This window comes from Bacteroidota bacterium, assembly GCA_016713925.1.
Lineage (GTDB): Bacteria > Bacteroidota > Bacteroidia > AKYH767-A > OLB10 > JAJTFW01.
In genome coordinates this window covers 141,468-162,421 of sequence record JADJOH010000008.1, presented here as the reverse complement: position 1 = coordinate 162,421, position 20,954 = coordinate 141,468, and the positions used below count along the sequence as shown (strand labels likewise).

Here is a 20,954-nt window from a genome sequence, read left to right as displayed (position 1 = left end):
ATACCCATCCGGAATGAAACTTCTTTATGAATGCGGCATTGTACCGGTCGATTCCGTATTTTTTAATCTAACAAGTGTAAATTCCTTTTCTACAATGATGGGTGAATCACTTTCCTTAAAATAGATGGTAAGCTGCAGCTGCTTATTGTTGTTGATGATGTCTGCCAAATGTTGCTCTGAAAAAATGTATTCTCTCTCCTTACGAACCTCTTTTAATTTCAGAGTATCCGCCGTCTCTATAAAACTCACTTTCACATTGACGATTTTAATTCTTTTTTCTGACTTCTTTCCTTTTAAATAATCATAATAAAACCCCGGACCCCAACTTTCCGGAGTATAGGTGCCGACAACGAGCACATCTCCGTCTACTTGGCAACTCAAAGCATAGCCATCTTGCCTTATATACTCCTGACTCGTATCCAGGCGGTATTCGATGGTTGTATGCGTCTGACAACTAAATATAAATAGTATGAGAATGCCAACAACTAAACTTCTGTTTTTAAATAATTCAATCCCCGGTGTTTGCTTCATAAAATTGTAAGTATAACTTAATTGCTCCAATTTTTAATGTGTGAGAGTTGCTGTAGTTGTTCAACAGTCAGGCCTTTTAAGGTCAATACCGTTTTATAATAATTGAAATGAAGGGCGGTTAGATGAATTTTAAATTCTCCTTTTTCAATAGCTTCGGATACTTTCTCTATCTTATCAATATCTATAAGGCCCAAAAATTGTTGGATTTCTATCGGGTCCTTGCTGATGAGGGTTGGTTTAAAATCAATTTGTACAATAAAATTTTGTCTTCTTGCTAAAATCATAAAATTATCAAAGAGGTAGATATCCGCACTGTTGTTAATTGAAGGATACATCATTGATCCATTGGAAACATGATAGGTAAGGTGTATATCCTTCAAATCAACGTGTCTCAGGTGGGCTGTCTGCTTTAACAACCGATCTAAGATCGCGTCAGCATTCCTGCTATATGCCCTGATCACTAAATAGCCTATAAGCAACAGGACAATCAAAGGAATTATCAGAAAGAGAAACGAACTTAAAATCATAATTTCATCATTGTATATTTTTCATTCCAAATTCTTGCTTTCCGGTAGCGATATACTCCCGATTTGACATTTCAACTTATGCAATTCTAAATTTAACTCTATTTACTTTGCACGAAGTATATCATAGAGTAAATTCAGTTCATTAAGATCGTCGATATCGAGATCATTCTTTTCGATTATTATTTGTTCAATGTTTCCGGCAAAGTTTTGTTTGACTTTATCGGAAGCGCGCCACGTCAACAAGATATCCGCAAGTTCTTTATCGGCAAACGCACTGGAGAGTTTTGTAGGGTTGTATTCTTCAAAACCGTGAAAGTACAAGTCGCGAAAATGCAATGTGCCAACTACTGTTTTATCGTTTTCCCATATTGTAAGCAAATCCGCAATGTTAAAACCGGCTCTCCAAAACATTATTAAAATGGTGTCGATTTCATCCGAAAAAGAAGGTATCGGGTATATTGTAAGACAATGTTTAAAAAAGCTACTATTGAAGCGAAGGAGCAAATCCAGCTCTTCCTTTGACCATTCGTTCTTTTCAAAGGGTATAAGTCTGGAGAATGACAATTCAGTAGAGTGCGTAGGAAATTGAAAATGTCCGATCAAGTCCAAATATCGTGGCAGGAAATGCTTAATTTCTTCAATCCTTGTCTTTTCGGGTTTCGCGCCATCGTTATAGCAGGATAAAAGATCCCGGGGGATTTCTCTCACCGGCAATCCCGCCAATTTACCTTCCTCTTCAGGTGTCATACAGCAATCGGTACATATGTCAAGAGGTCTTGACGGATGGTATTTTGCAAAAAGTGAGTAGGATTGTTCTATGATTTCTGATAACACGATTGACATCTAAAATTATATTTTCATCCATACACCTTTGAAAATCTTTCTCGATGATCAGGACGTCAGTCTCGTAAAACTGAGGCTGATTTCTCTTCCTCCGGACCCATCGATTAATTACAAATATAATAATTTAAGATCAGCCTGTCGATTTTTAAGCCGGAATTCGCGCTTCAGTATTCACTTCGATGTACAGTCGGTTAGAAAGTACAATTCCATTTATCGCTTACTGATTTTATTCAAGGATATGGATTTTTGCAGGCTGCATTTAAATCGCGTGATGTCGGGATTTCTTTTTTGCGCGTGTTTCTGGCTGATGCCACTATTTACCCGCTTACGCCAAAGATTAAAACTGCTGCGCTTTAATTCTCTTCGCATCATGGCAATCACATCGCTCTCTGAAAAACCAAACTGCGCTTTTATTGCTTCAAAAGGAGTGCGGTCTTCCCATGCCATTTCAATGATTCTGTCAATTTCTCTTGCCTCCATTAGTATCCTTTTAGAATGAATTTCTTTTCCATTTAACTGTCACCGGTGAACCTTCAGCAATGATTACTGAATCCGGTGATTGAGTATTCAAAAATGAAAAGTCACTGCCATACATGGCGGTAAAATCGCAGTGAATAGAATAATCATGTACCTTATTCACCAGCCACCGCGGATGATTGACTTCATACTCTTGCGAAATCTGATCATTTACTTTAGTATAACCGAAATAATGTTCAAAGATGAATTCTTCCATACTCCCGGGTAACATCCCCTCCTTTTCAACGGCGGTATTTACGGATATATGATTCCATTCCTCGTTGGTCTTCCATAAATATTTTACACTTCTGGAAAGAGGAGTAACTTCAATTTGATTCTTTGTTGGAATGGCGATGTAATGTTCTTTATATAATTTATTGGCCAGCCATGCTACTAATTTATAAGGCACAGTTTCATTAATAAAAACCACACCGCGCTTAATGGTCTCTCCTTCCACTCTCTTCACATAAAAACGAAGATTGATTTCTTCAAAGGTTCCTAAAAAAGGGATCGGAATATTAAACAAGCTCGTTTTTTTAAACATAAATCCCACCAGACTCACATAGGCGTTGCCTTCATAAAAATCCAACTCCACACCTTTTGGGAGATAAGGGTTTAAAATATCCGGGTCGATGGCATAATTTGCCATAATCAGGTTTTCCCAACGGGCGGAAAGAAAATTATCGGTCATGATATTTCATCATCTTAAAAAAAAGCCTTTAAATTTTGACGGAAGACATTCCTCCATCTACATGTAAAACTTGTCCGGTCATCCAACCTGATTTTTCGGAAAGTAAAAATGTGGCCATATTGGCGATATCTTCAGGAGTACCAATTCTTTTTAGCGGATGGCGCAAGGCATTGGCTTCTCTCTTTTGTTCCGTATTTAGAAGGGAAGCTGCCAGAGGTGTATCGGTTAAAGAGGGTGCAATACAATTGACTCTGATCTTCGGAGCATATTCCGCGGCTAAAGCCCGGGTCAAGCCTTCGATAGCACCCTTAGACGCGCTGACCTGCGTATGAAAAGGCAAGCCGGTTTGGACAGCCACCGTAGAAAATAAAACAATGGAAGCGGTTGAAGATTTCTTCAGACGAGGTAAGGCCAATTGAAGAAGTTTGATGGCTCCGGTTACCTGGAGTTTATAGTCGGATTCAAAATCCGCAGGTTTCATTCTTTCGAACGGTCTGAGCGTAATACTCCCCGGACAATACACAAATCCCGCTAATTCCTCCGGCAAATCATCTACAGAAATGGTTTCCTCCAGTACATCCAATTGATGAAAACGCATATTTGGATGCACGAAATCCGGAGTGTTCTTATTAAAGATAGCCATCACTTGCTTTCCGGAATTGGCGAGTTGTAGTGCTATTTCCTTCCCAATTCCTCCGGAAGCTCCGATAATTAAGTAATGCTGCATGCTGAATTTTGTTATACAGAGTTACAACAATATATTCAGCAATTTGTTAAATATACCTGACAGCGAGATTTTTCCATTCCTTCCTGCATGATGTACCCTATTCGCTTTTGTAATTCGTCCCTCCACCTGATTTATTCTAAGAAGATTCCTTAATAGCAGGCTGCAATCACTAATCGCATCACATAAATCCGAGGCTATACAGTGGTGGAAGAGGAATTATCTTCGCCTTTCGTCTTTATCGCATACCAGTTGATTTTCCTTGATAAATACATAATGGTTGCCAATACGATAAATAAACCAATGCTACCCATTAACAAGGCATAGTCTTCCATCTGTATAATTGAAAATATAAACAGATAGAGAATAGACAGTATCCCACCAATCAGTGTCGTTAGTTTTTTATCGTTGAAAATGGTCTTCGCATAAAGTGTAATCATACTAATGATGGAAAGACTCGAGATCAGATAACTAAACTTAAACGCAATGTGTTCTGATAATGCAATTAACAAGGTATAGAAAACACATAGTGCGAGACCCACAATAATATACTGAATGGGATGAATTTTTACTCCATTCAAAATTTGTACAAAAAAGAAAATCAAAAAAGTGAGCGTAATGAACATAACTGCATATTTTGCTGAACGCATACTTTTCTGATACTCATCCACCGGTACGATCAGATTTACGCCAAAAGAAGATTCATTAATTCCCTGTACCGCGCCTTTAAAACTTTGCGGATAGGGTCGATTAAGATGAAGTATCTTCCAATTGGCAGAGAATCCGGAATGATCAATTACTCTGTTGTCAGGAAGAAAGGCCCCTATAAAACTCGGATTCTCCCATTTCGATTTTATATCCACTTTTGTCATCTTCCCCAATGGAATAAAATTAAGACTGGTACTCCCGTTAAAATTCAGATCCAGCGAAAATTTCATTTGAGTGTCTGAGGAATCTGAATGCTGAACAGGAAGACGAGAGCTGATACCGGTTGAAATGACGTCATTTGATTCAATGCCGGGATTGAAATAATACTGCTTATCATTCCAGTTCACCGAAATATTTTCCTGAATACTTCTTAAATCCGAAAGACCTAATGAGATGAAGGCATCTTCCCATATCACATCATTGTTGTCGATTTTCCATTCTTCAAAACCCGGAGGAGAGAATTTTCCATTCAATTTTATTTTTGAATTGTATACGATCACCTCATAAATCCCACGGTATCTCACTTCCGGTGAAATCTCCCCGCTTATATTCAGCTCTTCCGGCAAAAAGTGTGCGTACTCTCTGGATTCTACCAATTTAAATTTATCCGTCTTCTCTCCTTCATAGACCTTAGCATAGGTCTTATAGGGAACCGTAAGCAACAACCCTGTGATGGTTTGTTGTCCACCCCATTTAGAACTTACTTCCACCATGGCTTCCGATTGTCGGCCTTCCCGCTCCCGGATCAGACTTTCTACCATAGAAACCGGAATCAATAATAGTAGAATGAGTATTCCAATGGTGAACAATCTGATGGTGATGGATTGCTTGAGCCAGATATTTGCTCGTTCGAAAAATGAGGGGATGTTTGTCATTATGTGGTGGGGTTATTTAATTTGGTAAATTTTTAAGGTAGTAACAACTTCAAGTGGCAATGATGGGTACAGTAGCTTGAGAAGTTTACCAGGTGAATTTCTATCAGCCATTCCTTCTTCTCACGTAATCGAAACTTACAAACGGACATCGCATTGAACTAATTGTGCTTTCTGTTTCTTAAAATTTTGTTAAATCAACATGTTGCTGTATACATAAATACGAACGTGAGGTAGGTCCAAAATAACGAAAATAAAATATGCACCGTCGTTTCAAAGGATTTCCCTTTCCACAATGCAGAAGAGTATCCAAAAAACTGAGTGAGGAGTCGTAATCCCCAAAAAATGCCCAGACCAAGAGAAATCCTTTTCCCGAGATCGGTTTCAATAAGTGCAGTGGCAGAAGTCAGGCAAAGCAAACCCATCAGAAAAACAACCACAGCTATAAATAAAGTGTGAATCGTCATCATCTCCCTGTTAATCAAACTCAGCGATTTCAGTTCGTCCTTCCAGTTGAAGTACTTCGGGAATATGATATGAATCAAGGCCAATAGCATGAGCAATATTCCGATGATCTTATAGTGTATTTCCATTTTTGGTAAGTATAAATGTGGTGATAAATGGGGTGGACTTTATTTCACGAATTAATTTCAGGTTAGCCTGACTAAAAGTGCGCATCCAGCTTTTCCTGGAATGAAAATGAAAAAAACCAAGTGTATAAACGAAGAAATTATTCCAATCTCTCAGATGTTCCGTCACGAATATTTCTCCCGAGACGCTGGTCACCCGATGCAACTCATTAAAAAAATCTATCCGCTCTTGCTCAGCTCTGATTTCATGTGCAGAAAAGATCGTCAAAGTATAATCGAAGGAATTATCCGCAAAGGGAAGCCGGTCTGTATTAATTTGAATGGTATTCAGTGGAGATGGATAAGCTTTTCTTGCTCTCTGAAGGGATACTTCGGTATGTCTGGAAGGGTCATAAAAATCACATGCCGTGATGTTACAATTTGGAAATTTGCTTTTAATAATTTCTGTCGTCTCATCAAAGCCTGCATTGATGGTTAAGATGCGCTTGTTCCCCGGTGTTGGAAGCCATTGGAGTTGGTAGAGGTTCGATAGGTCGTAAATATAAAATGAAGTGAGCAATGAGATGATGATAGACAAGCCTGCCAGTATTGAAATCAATAATACAAAACCCTGAATTTGCTCCGGTAAATAATTCTTGAAAAAGAACACTGCAAGTAAAACCAATCCGGCCATCACATAAAAATGCCAATTAAAACGAATGATATTCAATACCCCTTGAAAGGGCTTCCGTTTCAGTTCCATTTTTCCAGTACACCTTTTTTCCAGTAGTAGGGGACATTCTCAATTTCAAACGCGTTGGCGAGTGCGATCTCCTTCAGATGTAGTGCCTCTAAAAATTCAAAGCGGTAATTGCTGACTTTAACCGGTTCCGGTTTCCAATTCTGCCGTACACCTTCTATGATCAATATGTTTTTATCCTCTGCATTGTAAGTAAAAGTAAAGGGCAATGGTCCGGCAAATCTTCGGGCTTCTTTCCAATCGGTGAAGGGCGAGTGATCAGGAAGATGGACTTCTCCTGTAGTTTGTTCTATCGCTATTTGAAAATTTGACTTTAGTGAGGAGATGATTCGCGAATTTCCTTCGGTACGCTGATGAATATCGGTAGTGGTATAATTGTAATGGGTAAATATATTTCCGAAGAACTCCATTTTCTTTTTGTTGGTTTCGGATTTAATGATGTATAATCCTCTTTTTGATTTTCCATCCTTGCCGGTGAAGCGTACAAAAATCCGATAGCCGATCAAAAAGAAATCGTTGCCCATAAATTTTGGAAATCCTGCCGGACGTAAATCCTTTGTCTGCACCATGGCTACTGCAATAAACCCCCATTTCTCATGAAAGGTATCCAATTCCAGGCATTCAGGTATCAGGTGTTGCAATTGTTCTTTAGGAACCGCAAATGTCAGCACGAGTGAACGCTCAAAAAATGCATCCACGGCGAAGGGGTGATTCTTTAAGCACTTCATTGTATGCGTTGTTGAATTAATTTCTTCATCAAAACAAATTCATTGTAATAGATCATTCCAATAAACAGTAAAGCGAAAACTAAATTGAACCGTCCCCATAACAGCAGGTCCGGAACCAAACTAAATTCTAAACCATTCATCGTCGCGACAATTAGTATTTGAACCATCGCATTCAATGTCGATTTGTACTTTGTCAAAATCCATATCGCCATTCCAATTTCTAAAACACCGATGAAGACCGTCAATGGTTTTGAATATTCCTCTCCTAAAATTCTTGCAACAATTTGCTCATGTCGAGGGACAAGATGAAGCACTTTACATAAAAGTCCATTCGCGAGCCAAACTGTCGCAATTAAAAGGGTGATGGCGCTATGTTTATGGCTTGCTGTCAATCTTGTTGAGTCACCTTTTCACTCCATACTTCAGGAACTGTAAATCAATTTCACTTTTAAACCGGTAGCGCACCCTACCCTACTATTCCCTCTCACCGGATGGAATTTTCAATGCATCACTTGTCTTATTTTTCCTGTTGAAGATAGTACCTCACAGTGAAGGACAGGTGATCTTTTTCCTGGCTTTTCGGAGCGGAAAATTCATTTACGATCAACCCGTGACTTTATTTGATGGTGCCGGGATCTTCTTTTTTATTCTCTGATTTTCCGGTAGTTTTTTCATCGTCAGGACCTTTTAAATAGGCAGGTAAGTTCAATCCCGCCATATTAAACAAGTCGTTGAGCGGTGGAACAGTTTTCATCATACCGGCAACAAAATTTGCAGTAGAAGAATTGCCATTCTCACTTTGACCGTTTCCTGAATCCCAAACGGTAATCTTATCAATTTTAATATTCTTCACTGCTTCCACTTGCGTCTTCACCAGTTCCGGTAATTTCTCAATCAGCAATAATTGGAAGGCTTTGTTTGGATCCCCTCCTGCAGCTGCAACTACTTCCTTATATCCTTCTGCTTGTTTCGTGAGGATTTCAAATAATCCTTTTGCCTCAGCCTCCATCTTTGCATAGATAGCATCTGCTTCCCCCTTTGCATTTTCTCTGATCGTTTCCGCAGCAGCCTGTGCTTCAATGATAGCTCGCTGTTTGGCTATCTCAGCAGGCACAACGATATTGGCAATCTGCGTGGAGCGTTCTCTCTCCGAACGGGCCAATTCTGCTTTTTGCTCTGCCAGATAGGATTCTTCCAAAGCTCTTGCCTGTTGCACTTTTTCGGATGCCAATGCAATTCTCAACGCTTCCGCTTCCTTCTCTCTTCGATTGGCTTCTGATTGTGCAATGGCGATTCTTGCTTCATTTTCTCCTTTGATGGCGATGGCATTGGCTTCAGATGTTTTCACCCGTGTATCCCGCTGTGCTTCGGCTTTACCAATGGTTTCATCTTTTACCGCAGTAGCAATGCTGATCTCCTTGTCTTTTTGAGTAATGGCAATTTTTACATCTCTGTCTCTATGCGTTTCAGCAATCTGTGTATCCTTTTCCCGATCGGCCAATGCCTTTCCGGTTTCCCCGATTTTCTCTTGTTCCGCCACACTTATCTTGGCTTCATTGATCGCCTTTGCCGCGGCTTCTTTACCCAACGCTTCAATATACCCCGACTCATCCTTAATATCTGTGACATTCACGTTGATCAATTTCAAACCGATCTTCTTCAGCTCACTGTCGACATTTTTCGAAATGTTATCCAGAAATTTATCACGGTCCGAATTGATTTCTTCAATGGTCATGGTAGCAATAACCAAACGCAACTGACCAAATAAAATATCCTTTGCCAGCTCCTGAATTTGCTCTGACGATAAACCCAGCAACCTTTCGGCAGCAGTATTCATACTGTCCGGCTCTGTAGAAATTGCAATAGTAAATCGACAGGGGACATCCACCCGTATATTCTGACGACTCAATGCATTGGTCAAATTGGCTTCAATCGATAAGGGTTTTAAATCGAGGAATGCAAAATCCTGAATCACGGGCCAGATAAAAGCACCGCCGCCGTGGACACATCGTGCGGAGGTACCACCTGTTCGTCCATAGATGACTAATATTTTATCGGAAGGACAACGTTTATACCTGGAAATTAATGCTGATATGGTAACGAAAACAACTACTACTGCAACGACAATAATGAATATGGGGGTCATACTTTTTTAATTAGATTGTTTCTACGATGAGGATATTGTTATTTTCGATTTTTACAACTTTTACTATTGAACCCGATTGTATTCTATCTTTTTCAGTCATAGCATCCAATTCATGAAATGCCCCTTTAACGCTTACCATTATTTTTCCTTTACCCTTTTTGTTTTCAGGAATGGTCAAATAAACTTCGGCTGTTTTATTTAATGTGTTTGCGATTTTAAAAGAATTATCTTCCGCTAACTTTTGTACTTGTCGAATGATGATAAAAAACAAAAAGACAAATAAAGCTCCCACAAAAAATGCAATAATGATGAGTACCGGTTTGTTAGGAATGGCAGTATAAAGCGAAATGCCTGTCCAACTAAACCCCAGAAGAAAATTTATCAGGTTCCTCAAGGAAAAGAGTTGGAAGGGCGCATCGCCTCCACTCAGGTCCCCATCAAAATCGGCACTCAATCCATCGGAAGAGTCTGTCCCCATAAAGGTCATAACTGTTTGAATGACAAAAATTAAACTGGCCGGAATTGCTACAAACCAAAAGGATTTGAGCAAGGGTTCTAAGTTTTCGAATATTTCCATAGTTGTCAAATCTACATGATTTTTTAAATATTTCTATACCTTCTTTCTACCGAACAACCGGCTCAGGTTCTCCTAATGGGCTATGGGCCACAACAGTCTCTATTCAATCGGTTTTCTGTACTTGACAAATATACCGATTCATCAATGATGTCCAAATCTTCAGCAGCCATCCGTGTAGGAGAGGGGTCAGTTGCAACTACTTTCATTCGCTTTTGAACCGCTTCAATTTCCACTTCAAATTCCGAAACATCGTGAAATATACTTACCGGAACTCTTGAGGGAGCGCTCTTGCAGGCAGTATTCATAAAATACTTGCTACACTAAAAAATGGAGGCTCCTTTTCCTGTTTTTAAAAAAAACGAAGCCACCAGGATGCTATTAACATCTTAGTGGCTTCGGATTTTCAGGTAGTACTTTGGAATATATTTATTTCCTTCAATATCTCAAAATAGTCGATTTTGAATCAATGCTCTGTATTGAACAAATTAATTAAAATGAAGAGCCACCCCCGAAAGAGTGGCTCTCGGGATTAGCAGTTACAGCTTTCTTTACAATTACATGCGGTTCCGCAATTGCAATTTTCGCATCTGGTTGATGCACCACATGTTGATGTTGATGTGCAATGACATGGACTACATGTACAGTTTGGATTAGAGCAAGAATTGTTGCTGTTTTGAGCGCTTTGGCTCATTGCGATTTTTGTTTTCATTTTGTTTATCTGTTAATTGAAATTGATACTACAAAAGTAGAGCCGACACCGATCATTGGTGTTACACTACTTTGGGTAAGAATTATAAAATTTTGGGTTTAAATCTTATCCAACGCTTTACGTTTTAAAGCACCTACCTTTTTGAAATATGAAGGTGTAAGACCTGTTACCTTTTTAAACTGACTGGAAAGATGCGCTGTACTGCTATAATTCAGTTCAAAAGCAATTTCAGATAATGTCAATGTACCGTAGATCAGCAATTCCTTTGCTTTTTCAATCCGCTGCTCGATGTACAGGTTCTCTATTGTACGTCCTTCTACTGATGAGAACAAACTGCTGAGGTGGGTGTATTCATAATTCAGATGATTAGAAAGGTAATTCGAAAGGTTTATTTTTTTTTCTTCGCTACTCTCTTCGTTTCTGGCCTTCCGGATAACATACTGTTTAATTTTTTCGATCAACCCGCTCATATGGTTATCGATCAATTCAAACCCGATATTTTCAAGAGCTTTGGAAAGGATCTCCTTTTGCCGGGTATCCGGTTTATTTACTAAATGAATTTCTCCAAAAATTACCTTTAGAAAAGGGATATGATTTCTTGTTAAAATATCTTCAACTGCCAGAACACAACGATGGCAGACCATGTTTTTAACAAGAAGAAGATGAGGCGTCATAAAAGGGGGCGATCTGTTTAGTAAGCAAAGATAGAGACGAATTGAATGTAACTAACAATTAAAAATTGTATTCCCTCTGGTTCAATACAACCTGCCCGTTTTAACCGGATCTTTCAGGTCTACCCAAAAAATATGAATGGGTTCACCCTCCTCCTTTTGTCCATTGTTATTACTGTCTAGTTGAGCGAACAAATACATGTAGTCGTTAGCAGCATCGTATTCGGACTTGAATACCGAATAATTTTCATTCACCAATGCCATTTGTCTTTCGCCATTGATATTAAAGAGATAAATGCGACGAAGATCCCTTGTGTTGATAAAACCGTCTTTATTGGTGTCATCATTGTAGACAGTAACAATAAAAAAGGATCTATGTACAGGGATATGGTTCAGGGTATCATTGGAAAATGTCGGATAATATAACGTCTTGATCAAGACCGGTTTTTCAAAAAAATTCTTTTGCTTGTTTTCGATGATAGTGTAGTGGGAGATGTTTACCATATTATACCCATAAACAGCTTCCAGTCCGGGAATGATATTATAATTCCAATTGTTCCCTGAAACCACATCAGCTTCTTCGTATCCATTATGAAAATTGTTTCCACCAATGAATGTAGAATTATCCCTTTTGTTCAGATTTACTTTGTAGATTGTGGTCAGCCGTATATGAGGTATGCCTGTCAACAATACATTGCTGGGCTTAGTTTCTATCTTTAAAGAATCGCGATTCAAGCCAAGTGTATCCGGACTGTCTGTATCGTCTGTAATTTTGCTCACCTGAAATCCTTTTTCATCAAGGTTTCCGTTTGAACAGCCTGCAAGGAGGTACACGAGTGTGAGGGTGATAAGGGAGGGGAGATATTTCATGTTTTTACAAATGTAGTGTATCAGATTCATTTATCGGGGCGGGGATAAATGGGGGCGGCGATAAATGGGGCGGGGATAAATCGGGCGGGGATAAATCGGGCGGCGATAAATGGGGGGGAGATAAAGGGGGCGGGGATAAATGGGGGGGGGATAAATGGGGTGGGGATAAATCGGGTGGGGATAAATCGGGTGGGGATAAATCGGGCGCGATAAATGGGGCGGCGATATATGGGGCGGCGATATATGGGGCGGGATATATGGGGCGGGGATAAATCGGGCGGCGATAAATGGGGCGGCGATAAATGGGGCGGCGATAAATCGGGTGGGGATAAATCGGGTGGGGATAAATCGGGTGGGGATAAATCGGTGGGGATAAATCGGGCGCGATAAATGGGGCGGCGATAGAGGGGGCGGCGATATATGGGGCGGGATATATGGGGCGGGGATAAATCGGGCGGCGATAAATCGGGCGGCGATAAATCGGGCGGCGATAAATGGGGCGGCGATAAATGGGGGCGGCGATAAATCGGGCGGCGATAAATCGGGCGGCGATAAATCGGGCGGCGATAAATCGGGCGGCGATAAATGGGGGCGGCGATAAATGGGGCGGCGATAAAAAGGGCGACCACAAGGGTCGCCCGTACGGGGATTTGGTAGGGGCGGCCCTTGTGGTCGCCCCTTTTGCAGAAAGAGGGATATGCATAGAGAGAATTTTGCAGCCATATCCGGCGATAAATGGGGGTGCCCGGTGCAGAAAAAATCGTGGGGTGCCAACAAAAAGGGCGACCACATGGGTCGCCCGTACGGGGAATGCTAATGCATCAATAAAATTTATCTCCCTTCCAATTTTTGGGATTGTTGAGGATGTATCTGGATATCCGATGAAAGGATCGTTCATTACGAATGATATGGTCAAAAAAATCGCGTTGCCATAATTTGCCATTGAAGGTGGGCCATCCGCATTTTTTTACACCTTGAATATATTCCACTGTTGAAATAGATTTAAAGGCGCCTAAAATGTCTCCGAGAGCCGCGGCCTTATCAGGGGCTACCACAAGGGTTGCCCGTACGGCGGGGGCAGAGCCCAGGATTTCCAGGATGGCGTGGAAATGGTTGGGCATGATGATGTATTCGTGCAAGAGCACATGGGGAAAGCGCTCCGGGATTTTTAGCCATACATCATCCACCATTTTTCCGGCATCATTCAATAGCATTTCGCCATCCACAATCTCGCCGAATAAACATTCTCTGTCCTGCTGGCAGATGGTAATGAAATATAATCCCTCTTGCGAATAATCATATCCTTTCAGCCGGATGCTTCTACGATGATGGAGGTGTGGAATGTAGGGCATAGTACTTTACTTGTGGTGATATGCAATGCGGGTGAATCCCTTCACCAGGATATGTCCCAGGCTATAATCTTCGCTGCGGAATTTCGGTTCACGTTCACGGTTACTAAATGTGGTTTTGGAAAACGTTGGTGAGTTTATGAATTGACACGGTGAGTTGATTTTACTGCTATGAATACAAAAAAATGTAATTCCTACTCCCGCGATTGGCTGATCTCTTTTACATCTTACTTCTTAACAAAAAATATTCTCGTTATAAATATCCCTTTACTATCGTCTTTTCCTGCGTCGGATTCAACACCACTTGTGATAAATGCAACGGACCAACCCTCTTTCACTACTTCGTTTATTTTTGCTGCAATTACCGCGTCGTTGGATGCCACATTACCAAAATTTATTCCCATCATGCTGTAGAAGTTTAACAATTTTGTTTCCTTCAGGTTCAATCCTCCTTCCTTCACATCTTCTCTGTCCACCTCATCTTGTTTCGATTTTTTTCCTTCGCGAACGGTAGTAAGAGCATTCACATCCATGGTGCCCTGTGCATCCACAATTCTTGAACGTCCTAAACCCATTGGCACAATTGACTCCACTATCGTTACCACTTTGTACTCCTGTGCTGAAACAGTCAAGGTAGCCATTAAGCTCATTACAATGAATAGTCCTTTCATTTTTTTCATATGGTCGTTGTATTAATTTTTTCTACTCCTATGGCTGTTGAGTATATGCCCCGTTTGTTGGAGTGGGTTCTGGTCTCCACTTTAGTAATTTTATATTCTTTGCAGGGATGGTATTTTATACCTGCTCGTAACAAGTGCCACCGTGTGATAGTACAATTAGTCGTCATTCAAAAATAATTAAATTCATCCGGCATGTTTATCCGGCAATGTACTTTGTTACAAATTTTTTGTCAATCAAATGTTAGCAACGCTTTTTATTTCAATGCAGGCTAACAAAAATCATAGCATTTTTTCAAAGCATATACTACGCTCTACCTTCTCATATTGACCATAATTAGGTATGATATGATACCCACACTTTTTATACAATCCGATGGCTTCCTGCATTTTATCGCCTGTCTCTAAAATACATTTTTCAAAACCCAATTCTCTTGCCCAATTTTCCAACTCCGTTAAAACGGCTACAGCGATTCCTTTGCCACGCATTTCTACCGGCACAAACATTCTTTTTATTTCCATGGTGGAAGGACTGTACTTTTTCATGGCACCACATCCCGCCGCTTCATTGTTGCTTACAGCAATTACAACATTATTGATTAAATCGATTTTATTAAATTGTACAAAGAAATCATTCATGGTTCCATTTTTTATCGCCAGATCTTTGTCGAGTGCTATAACCAGCCGTTGGAAATCTTTGTTTTCGGAATTCGTTCGTGTTAATGTTATCATTGTTGGTACTTCGTTTTTCAAGATTGCCTGTAAAATCTTATACAAAGGAAGTTAAAACCACCTGAATGATAATTGATTCTTGAATGCAACATGGAAAGTTTCTGAAGCTTCCTGCCGGGTAACAGGAACTATACCAGCGTCCAGGAAGGAAAGCGAACTCTTTAATCCATCTTCAGCACCCTTCCTGTAAACGTCGAAGCACCATTTTCAAGATGAATCGTGTAGACCCCAGCATTGAACAGACTGCAATCTATGGCAAGTTGACTGCTGTAGTTATCCTTCTGATAAACGGTACTCCCCAATACATCTCTAATGGTTAAGTGATGATTGCCCGGCGAGGGAATGGTGATGTACATAGCATTGCTACACGGGTTAGGATAAACACGGATGGCATTTATCGCCGGATTACTTTCAAGTGCCGTGGAATAATCGAGCGAGATATCGTCAATGTAGAGCATGGTGCCTGAGGTGGGGTTAGCATTAACGCTGCTCATAAATCCAATGCTTAAAGTATCCGGTAGGACTCCGGAAGTATAGTTGACAGGTATTTCTGCGAGGGTATAGTTAGGAGTGTTGGCAGAAAGATAGAATATTCCTGAGCCAATGGAAGTGTGCAAACCAGTCCATTTAGATAAAAATATACCGCAAAGGGCTGTATCATTCCCCGGGTTGATGTACTTATACCAAAACTTCAATTTTGTGGGACGTTGTGCAAATGGCCACCCGTAAAAATAATTAACAGGACCCGCCGAAAACGAACCATAGCTCATCGTGCCGGAGAAGTTGGTAGAAGTCGGCCCGGCCTGAGTTTGAAGCAATGCCGCATATTGACCCGAATGCGCATCCGTAGTTTTGCTGGTGGTAGCAGTTCCAACAAAAATGTTCTGATCAAACGTATAAAAAGAATCCGGCACCTCGAAATTGGTAAATGTCTGCCACGACTCTAAACCGCCATTGTTGATCTGCTGGGCGGTGGCGGGGAGATGGAAGGCGAGGAGGAGGAGGGAGAGGGAGAGGGAGAGGGAGAGGGAGAATAGGATTTTCATTGGTAGAGGAGGTTGAAGTAATTTGCAAGATAGGATTATTTTGATTCATGAGACTTTGGAAAAGTGCCAGAAAACATAAGTGGCTATTTTAGTATTTATATTCTCTGTATTCCTGTTTTGTAAATATATTAATTCCTTTTCATTATTCATTTTAAATGACTGAGGGTCGCCCATACGGGGATATAGGAAAGAATCTACGCCACCATCCCCATCACAAACACTTCTACAAATTCTTTCATCTTAGCGATAATCCGCTCGCCGATTTCCCGTGCCTGCAAAATACTTGGTCTGTTGCCTAAGCACTTTAATACTTCATCCCGCAATGGAGTTTGGCCACTGAAGATGTAGGTTTCGATGAGGGCATTAAATTGTTCTTTGTCCAGGCTTTCTTCTTCGCAGAGTTTGGCGAGGGCTAATACTTTTTGTTCCTGCCAGTATTTTTCGAATTCATCCTGGATGTTGTCGGCATCGTCAATCTTTGGGAGATTTTCTTCAATGAATTTTTCAATCAGCTCGCGTTTGCTTCTCAGTTGCACTTCGCCACCTAATAATTTCAGGATTTCATTTTTTTGCTTCTGGGCATCGCTGGTTTTGGTTTGCTTCAGCTTGGCCAGCAGTTTGATGATGTATGCGACATTGACCAGGTCGCGGTGAATGAGTTCCAGTTCAAAATCGATATCGTCTAAAATGGAGGTCTTTTGTTTGGCGTTGTCTTGCTTTACCTTTTCGTATAAGTCGAGGTACTTGGTTTTGTAGTTTTCAAAGGTTTGTTCATCAATGCCCAGGCTTTCCCAAGTGAAATCGGTGTAGGAGGCCAATACGTTCTTCACCCGCAATAATGCGCGGAAGGCCTGCACAAATGCCAACTCTTCTTCCTCGGTCACCAACTCCGCCACGCTTTGCCAGGTGGGCGCTATCGTTAAGAGATTTTTTAAGGCTTCATTAAACTTTTCCGCTATAGATGCATACGGAGGCAGAATGATTTCTTCAATCGCTTCCTTGTTCGAGAAAAGTGTGATGGCTGTATCGGTGGCTGCTTTCAGATTGCGGAAGCATAAAATATTGCCCTGCGATTTCTGTTCGCCTAGTGTTCGGTTGGTTCTGGAATAGGCCTGAATTAATCCATGGTATTTTAAGTTCTTATCTACGTAAAGTGTATTGACCTTCTTCGCGTCAAAACCGGTGAGGAGCATGTTTACCACCAACACTAAATCCAGACGATCTTTTTCATCGTTGAAACTTTCCTTCTCGCGTTCTTTTAACCGTTTGCTGATGTCTTTAAAGTAATTCTCAAAAGCCTGACTGTCCTTAGTAGAAAAGGCAGTGCCGTATTGTTTGTTATAGTCGTCAATGAACTCTTCTAACTTATCACGGGTATGGCTTGCTTTGTAAACCGGATCGGAGTGGGCAGCCATCGACCATTCTTCATCGGGTAAATAATCCTGTGCCGCATCGTCTTCTTCGTTGGTGCCAAAGGTGAAGATGGTGGCGATACGTAAGTCGTGTTCTCCAGCCAGCTTTTTTCGTCTGAAGATCTCGTAGTATTTGATTAAGGTATCAATGCCGGTGGTGGCAAAGAGGGCGGAGTATTCTTTGTTAAATGTTTTCTTGTCCGTGGTAGGCAATGATGTAATCGGCAATTTTCTCTAAGCGTTTGGTGTCGTTCAATACTTCGGCTTTGTCAATATCCTCGACATCGATATCTATAAACGTATTTCCTTTTTGTCTGTACTTGCCGACGTACTCGATACCAAAGCGCAATACGTTCTGATCGCGGATGGCATCGGTGATGACGTATTTATGCAAGCAGTTACCGAATAAATCCCTGGTGGTGCGCTTTCCGAATTCGTTTTTGTTGGCGTTGTCGGCGAAGATGGGTGTGCCCGTGAAGCCGAACAACTGACTCTTGTGACAATAGTTGGTGAGCCGTTCGCGGGTCTCTCCAAACTGGCTGCGGTGACATTCATCAAAAATGAAAACAATTTTCTTGTCCTTTAAATGCTCCAGTTTGTTTTCATAATGCGCTTTGGTGATGGCGTTGTTCAGTTTTTGAATGGTGGTGAGCACCAGTTTGGTATCGTCGGTGAGTTGTTTGACCAGGGACCGGGTATCATCGGTAACATCAACGCTTCCTTTTTTAAAGCTGTTAAACTCCTGCATGGTTTGGTAATCCAGATCTTTGCGATCGACCACAAATACTACTTTGTGGACCTGGGGCAAATCCATGATGATCTGGCTGGCCTTAAAAGAGGTTAATGTTTTTCCCGAACCGGTGGTATGCCAGATGTAACCGTTCTCATTACCGGTGCTGACTTGCCTGATGATGGCCTCGGTGGCAAAGTATTGATACGGGCGCAGCACCATCATGCTTTTAAAAGTTTCATTCATGACCACATAATGTGCAATGAATTTACCCAGATGATCCGTATTCAGAAATGCAGCGGCAAATGCACTTAGCTCAGTGGTGTTGCGATTGTTTTCATCCGCCCAGAAGAACGTTTGTTTTACAGATTGCAGGCGATTGTTGGCAAGGTACTTTGTATTCACGCCATTGCTGATGACAAACAATTGCACATACTGAAACAAGCCGTGATTGCTCCAGAAGGAATGACGTTGATACCGATTAATCTGATTGAACGCTTCTTTAATTTCAATACCCGAACGTTTCAATTCAATTTGTACTAAGGGCAAACCGTTCACCAATAGCGTTACATCATAGCGGTTCAGAAACGAACCCTGCTGCTGCACCTGATTGGTGACCTGATATAAATTGGTAGACCAATCTTCATTGTTGAAGAAGCGTACATAAAATGAAGTTGAGTCTTCTTTTGCCAAGTGAAAACGATCTCGGAGTGTTTTCGCTTTTTCAAAGACATTGCCTTTGGCCAGGTGATTGAGGATGGCATCAAATTCTTTGGCAGTGAATTTAGTTTTATTGAAGGCCTCTAATTGTGTTTTAAGATTAGAAACAAAAGCATCGCCATCATGAATCTGAACAGAATCATAGCCGAGGCTGATCAATTGCCTGATGAGATTGCTTTCTAATATCGCTTCGCTTTGATGGCTCATCTATTCAGTTGTAAAAATTTCTTTAAATGCTTTTTCTATTTTAAGTACTTCCTTTTCGGTTAACCTATTAAACTCTTTTTCTTTGCCCCTTTTCGAAAAAACACCTTTATGCTGCTGTAAAAAACGAACCAATGTGGCGATCAATTTATCCGGCATTTCAAATTGGTTATCCATGTACTTTTTAAATGCATCGTATTGGATCAAATAATTTACCTCTTCCGGAATAACTCTTTTAATGGTGTCTTCCGTACAATCGTATAAAAACTCAGCCTGTTTGGTGGCATCATAGTATCTGTACAGATCAATCGTTTCATTTAATACTTCTACATTATGATCGGGGGTTTCTTTCCATTTTATATGATCAAGCAGCGGGTGAGAATACGATTCCAATACTCTTCTGTAATCATCTATTTTATCAAGTATAGAAGCGGAGACAGGAAAAATAACACCTTGTTGCGTAAATTTTTTGGTTGCAAGCACGTGATGGATAATGTAGCGATGCAACCGGCCATTACCATCTTCAAAAGGATGGATAAAAACAAAGCCGAATGCAATCAAGGCTGCTGCCAATACGGCATCAAAATCATCTTCTGATTCTAATAATTCGTTCGTTTTTAATAAACCGGTGATGAGTTGATCAATATCCTGCCATCTGGCTGAAACATGCTCCGGAATGGGTTCGCCTGTTGTTCTGTCGTGCTCCCCTACAAAGCCTCCCTTTTTTCGGAAGCCCATTTCCATAAAGCGTCCGTTTTCAATAACTATTTGTTGCAGGCGGTTCAGCTCTTCGGTGCTTAAGGGTTTGCCTCCTGCCTGTCCAATGGCTTTTCCCCAGCGGGCAGCTCTTGCGTTTGGCGGGTTCTCCCCTTCAATGGTAAAGGATGCTTTTGAATCTTTTAATAGTAAAAATGAGGAAGCTCTTTGCAACACATCCTTATGCACCTTTTTTAAATAATTGTTTTGTTGTTCGGATAAATTACCTGCTATACGTTCATTTAATTTCTCGGTTTTAAAAATCAGGGGACAAAAATCTACCGTGCCCGGTAAATTATTGATGATGCGATGACGAGGAGATTCAATTCCGCTGATAGTAAATTGAATTTTTTCGTCAAGCAGGGGTACATATGTTTTCTTTTTTAAATCTACATTTGAATCAATTTCAGCATTCATTAACCACTCATATAAAAACCAAATTTTGCGGCTATACATCCCCGATGGTTCAATTTGTAAAAGTGCTTTAATTTCTTTTTTAGAAAGCTTTTTAAATAAGGCTTTAAAAACCAACAGATTTATTCCCTCGTACTTAAGTGCAAAAACTAACTGCTTATATAAGCTTTCTTCAGGCTGATAAGCCGGAGAAAAAACGCGCCAACCGTTTATATTGTATTTATTAATTTTCTCCTGAATTAAAGCTAAGGTATCGGGTATGGGTACCGGTAAACGCATGCTTTCTATTATCGCTCCATAGCCAACTATTTTACCTTTTTCAGGTACTGTTCGGCCATGGAAGCTGGTAACTTGAATAGAAAACGTGGTTTTCGCCATTGCTTCTCAATCGGATTGATGCTCAAATATAACAAAAAAACAGGCGCATTTCTAAAATAATAGGCGCATTTCAGGCATTTTAAAAATAAATAGG

The 20,954-nt window shown here is 40.6% G+C and carries 21 protein-coding genes and 1 pseudogene; all 22 read right to left on the bottom strand.

Annotated elements, in window-relative coordinates; genetic code table 11:
• Positions 1-24 precede the first annotated feature (24 nt).
• Positions 25-531 carry a hypothetical protein gene (locus IPJ86_15115; protein ID MBK7888552.1) on the bottom strand — a complete coding sequence of 169 codons (507 nt, stop codon included), beginning with the start codon at positions 529-531 and terminating at the stop codon, positions 25-27.
• Positions 532-548: 17 nt separating this feature from the next.
• A complete protein-coding gene (locus IPJ86_15110; GenBank protein MBK7888551.1) occupies positions 549-911 on the bottom strand; it encodes a hypothetical protein in 363 nt (120 codons plus the stop codon).
• A 249-nt stretch (positions 912-1,160) separates the two neighbouring features.
• Positions 1,161-1,901: a hypothetical protein gene (locus tag IPJ86_15105; GenBank protein ID MBK7888550.1), complete on the bottom strand. Its 741-nt coding sequence runs from the start codon at positions 1,899-1,901 to the stop codon at positions 1,161-1,163.
• A gap of 210 nt (positions 1,902-2,111) precedes the next feature.
• On the bottom strand, positions 2,112-2,381 hold the full coding sequence (locus IPJ86_15100; GenBank protein MBK7888549.1) for a TIGR03643 family protein: 270 nt from the start codon (positions 2,379-2,381) through the stop codon (positions 2,112-2,114).
• Between the two features lie 10 nt (positions 2,382-2,391).
• Positions 2,392-3,108, bottom strand: coding sequence for a DUF2071 domain-containing protein (locus tag IPJ86_15095; GenBank protein MBK7888548.1), 717 nt, complete (start codon positions 3,106-3,108; stop codon positions 2,392-2,394).
• A gap of 28 nt (positions 3,109-3,136) precedes the next feature.
• Positions 3,137-3,835: an SDR family oxidoreductase gene (locus IPJ86_15090; protein ID MBK7888547.1), complete on the bottom strand. Its 699-nt coding sequence runs from the start codon at positions 3,833-3,835 to the stop codon at positions 3,137-3,139.
• 194 nt (positions 3,836-4,029) lie between these two features.
• Positions 4,030-5,415 carry a cell envelope integrity protein CreD gene (gene creD, locus IPJ86_15085; GenBank protein ID MBK7888546.1) on the bottom strand — a complete coding sequence of 462 codons (1,386 nt, stop codon included), beginning with the start codon at positions 5,413-5,415 and terminating at the stop codon, positions 4,030-4,032.
• A gap of 194 nt (positions 5,416-5,609) precedes the next feature.
• Positions 5,610-6,005 carry a hypothetical protein gene (locus tag IPJ86_15080; protein MBK7888545.1) on the bottom strand — a complete coding sequence of 132 codons (396 nt, stop codon included), beginning with the start codon at positions 6,003-6,005 and terminating at the stop codon, positions 5,610-5,612.
• Complete coding sequence (locus IPJ86_15075) at positions 5,989-6,744, bottom strand: methyltransferase domain-containing protein (GenBank protein MBK7888544.1); 756 nt, start codon at positions 6,742-6,744, stop codon at positions 5,989-5,991. Before IPJ86_15075 ends, IPJ86_15080 begins: the two co-directional genes overlap by 17 nt.
• Complete coding sequence (locus IPJ86_15070; GenBank protein ID MBK7888543.1) at positions 6,735-7,469, bottom strand: DUF2071 domain-containing protein; 735 nt, start codon at positions 7,467-7,469, stop codon at positions 6,735-6,737. The genes IPJ86_15075 and IPJ86_15070 overlap by 10 nt, the downstream gene beginning before the upstream one ends.
• Positions 7,466-7,861: a DoxX-like family protein gene (locus tag IPJ86_15065; protein MBK7888542.1), complete on the bottom strand. Its 396-nt coding sequence runs from the start codon at positions 7,859-7,861 to the stop codon at positions 7,466-7,468. The genes IPJ86_15070 and IPJ86_15065 overlap by 4 nt, the downstream gene beginning before the upstream one ends.
• A gap of 224 nt (positions 7,862-8,085) precedes the next feature.
• Entirely contained in the window at positions 8,086-9,615 is a 1,530-nt protein-coding gene (locus tag IPJ86_15060; protein MBK7888541.1) for a flotillin family protein, read from the bottom strand.
• Between the two features lie 10 nt (positions 9,616-9,625).
• Positions 9,626-10,192 carry an NfeD family protein gene (locus tag IPJ86_15055; protein MBK7888540.1) on the bottom strand — a complete coding sequence of 189 codons (567 nt, stop codon included), beginning with the start codon at positions 10,190-10,192 and terminating at the stop codon, positions 9,626-9,628.
• A gap of 80 nt (positions 10,193-10,272) precedes the next feature.
• Entirely contained in the window at positions 10,273-10,497 is a 225-nt protein-coding gene (locus IPJ86_15050; GenBank protein ID MBK7888539.1) for a hypothetical protein, read from the bottom strand.
• Between the two features lie 502 nt (positions 10,498-10,999).
• Positions 11,000-11,575, bottom strand: coding sequence for a helix-turn-helix transcriptional regulator (locus tag IPJ86_15045; protein MBK7888538.1), 576 nt, complete (start codon positions 11,573-11,575; stop codon positions 11,000-11,002).
• An 81-nt stretch (positions 11,576-11,656) separates the two neighbouring features.
• Entirely contained in the window at positions 11,657-12,442 is a 786-nt protein-coding gene (locus tag IPJ86_15040; protein ID MBK7888537.1) for a hypothetical protein, read from the bottom strand.
• A gap of 821 nt (positions 12,443-13,263) precedes the next feature.
• The gene (locus IPJ86_15035) at positions 13,264-13,794 is read right to left on the bottom strand and encodes a transposase (GenBank protein ID MBK7888536.1); all 531 of its coding nucleotides are present in this window, start codon (positions 13,792-13,794) and stop codon (positions 13,264-13,266) included.
• 224 nt (positions 13,795-14,018) lie between these two features.
• Positions 14,019-14,462: a hypothetical protein gene (locus IPJ86_15030; protein ID MBK7888535.1), complete on the bottom strand. Its 444-nt coding sequence runs from the start codon at positions 14,460-14,462 to the stop codon at positions 14,019-14,021.
• Between the two features lie 288 nt (positions 14,463-14,750).
• A complete protein-coding gene (locus IPJ86_15025) occupies positions 14,751-15,200 on the bottom strand; it encodes a GNAT family N-acetyltransferase (GenBank protein ID MBK7888534.1) in 450 nt (149 codons plus the stop codon).
• A 161-nt stretch (positions 15,201-15,361) separates the two neighbouring features.
• On the bottom strand, positions 15,362-16,246 hold the full coding sequence (locus IPJ86_15020; protein ID MBK7888533.1) for a T9SS type A sorting domain-containing protein: 885 nt from the start codon (positions 16,244-16,246) through the stop codon (positions 15,362-15,364).
• A 194-nt stretch (positions 16,247-16,440) separates the two neighbouring features.
• Positions 16,441-19,315: pseudogene (locus IPJ86_15015) on the bottom strand (type I restriction endonuclease subunit R).
• Positions 19,316-20,860: a Fic family protein gene (locus IPJ86_15010; protein ID MBK7888532.1), complete on the bottom strand. Its 1,545-nt coding sequence runs from the start codon at positions 20,858-20,860 to the stop codon at positions 19,316-19,318.
• Positions 20,861-20,954 lie beyond the last annotated feature (94 nt).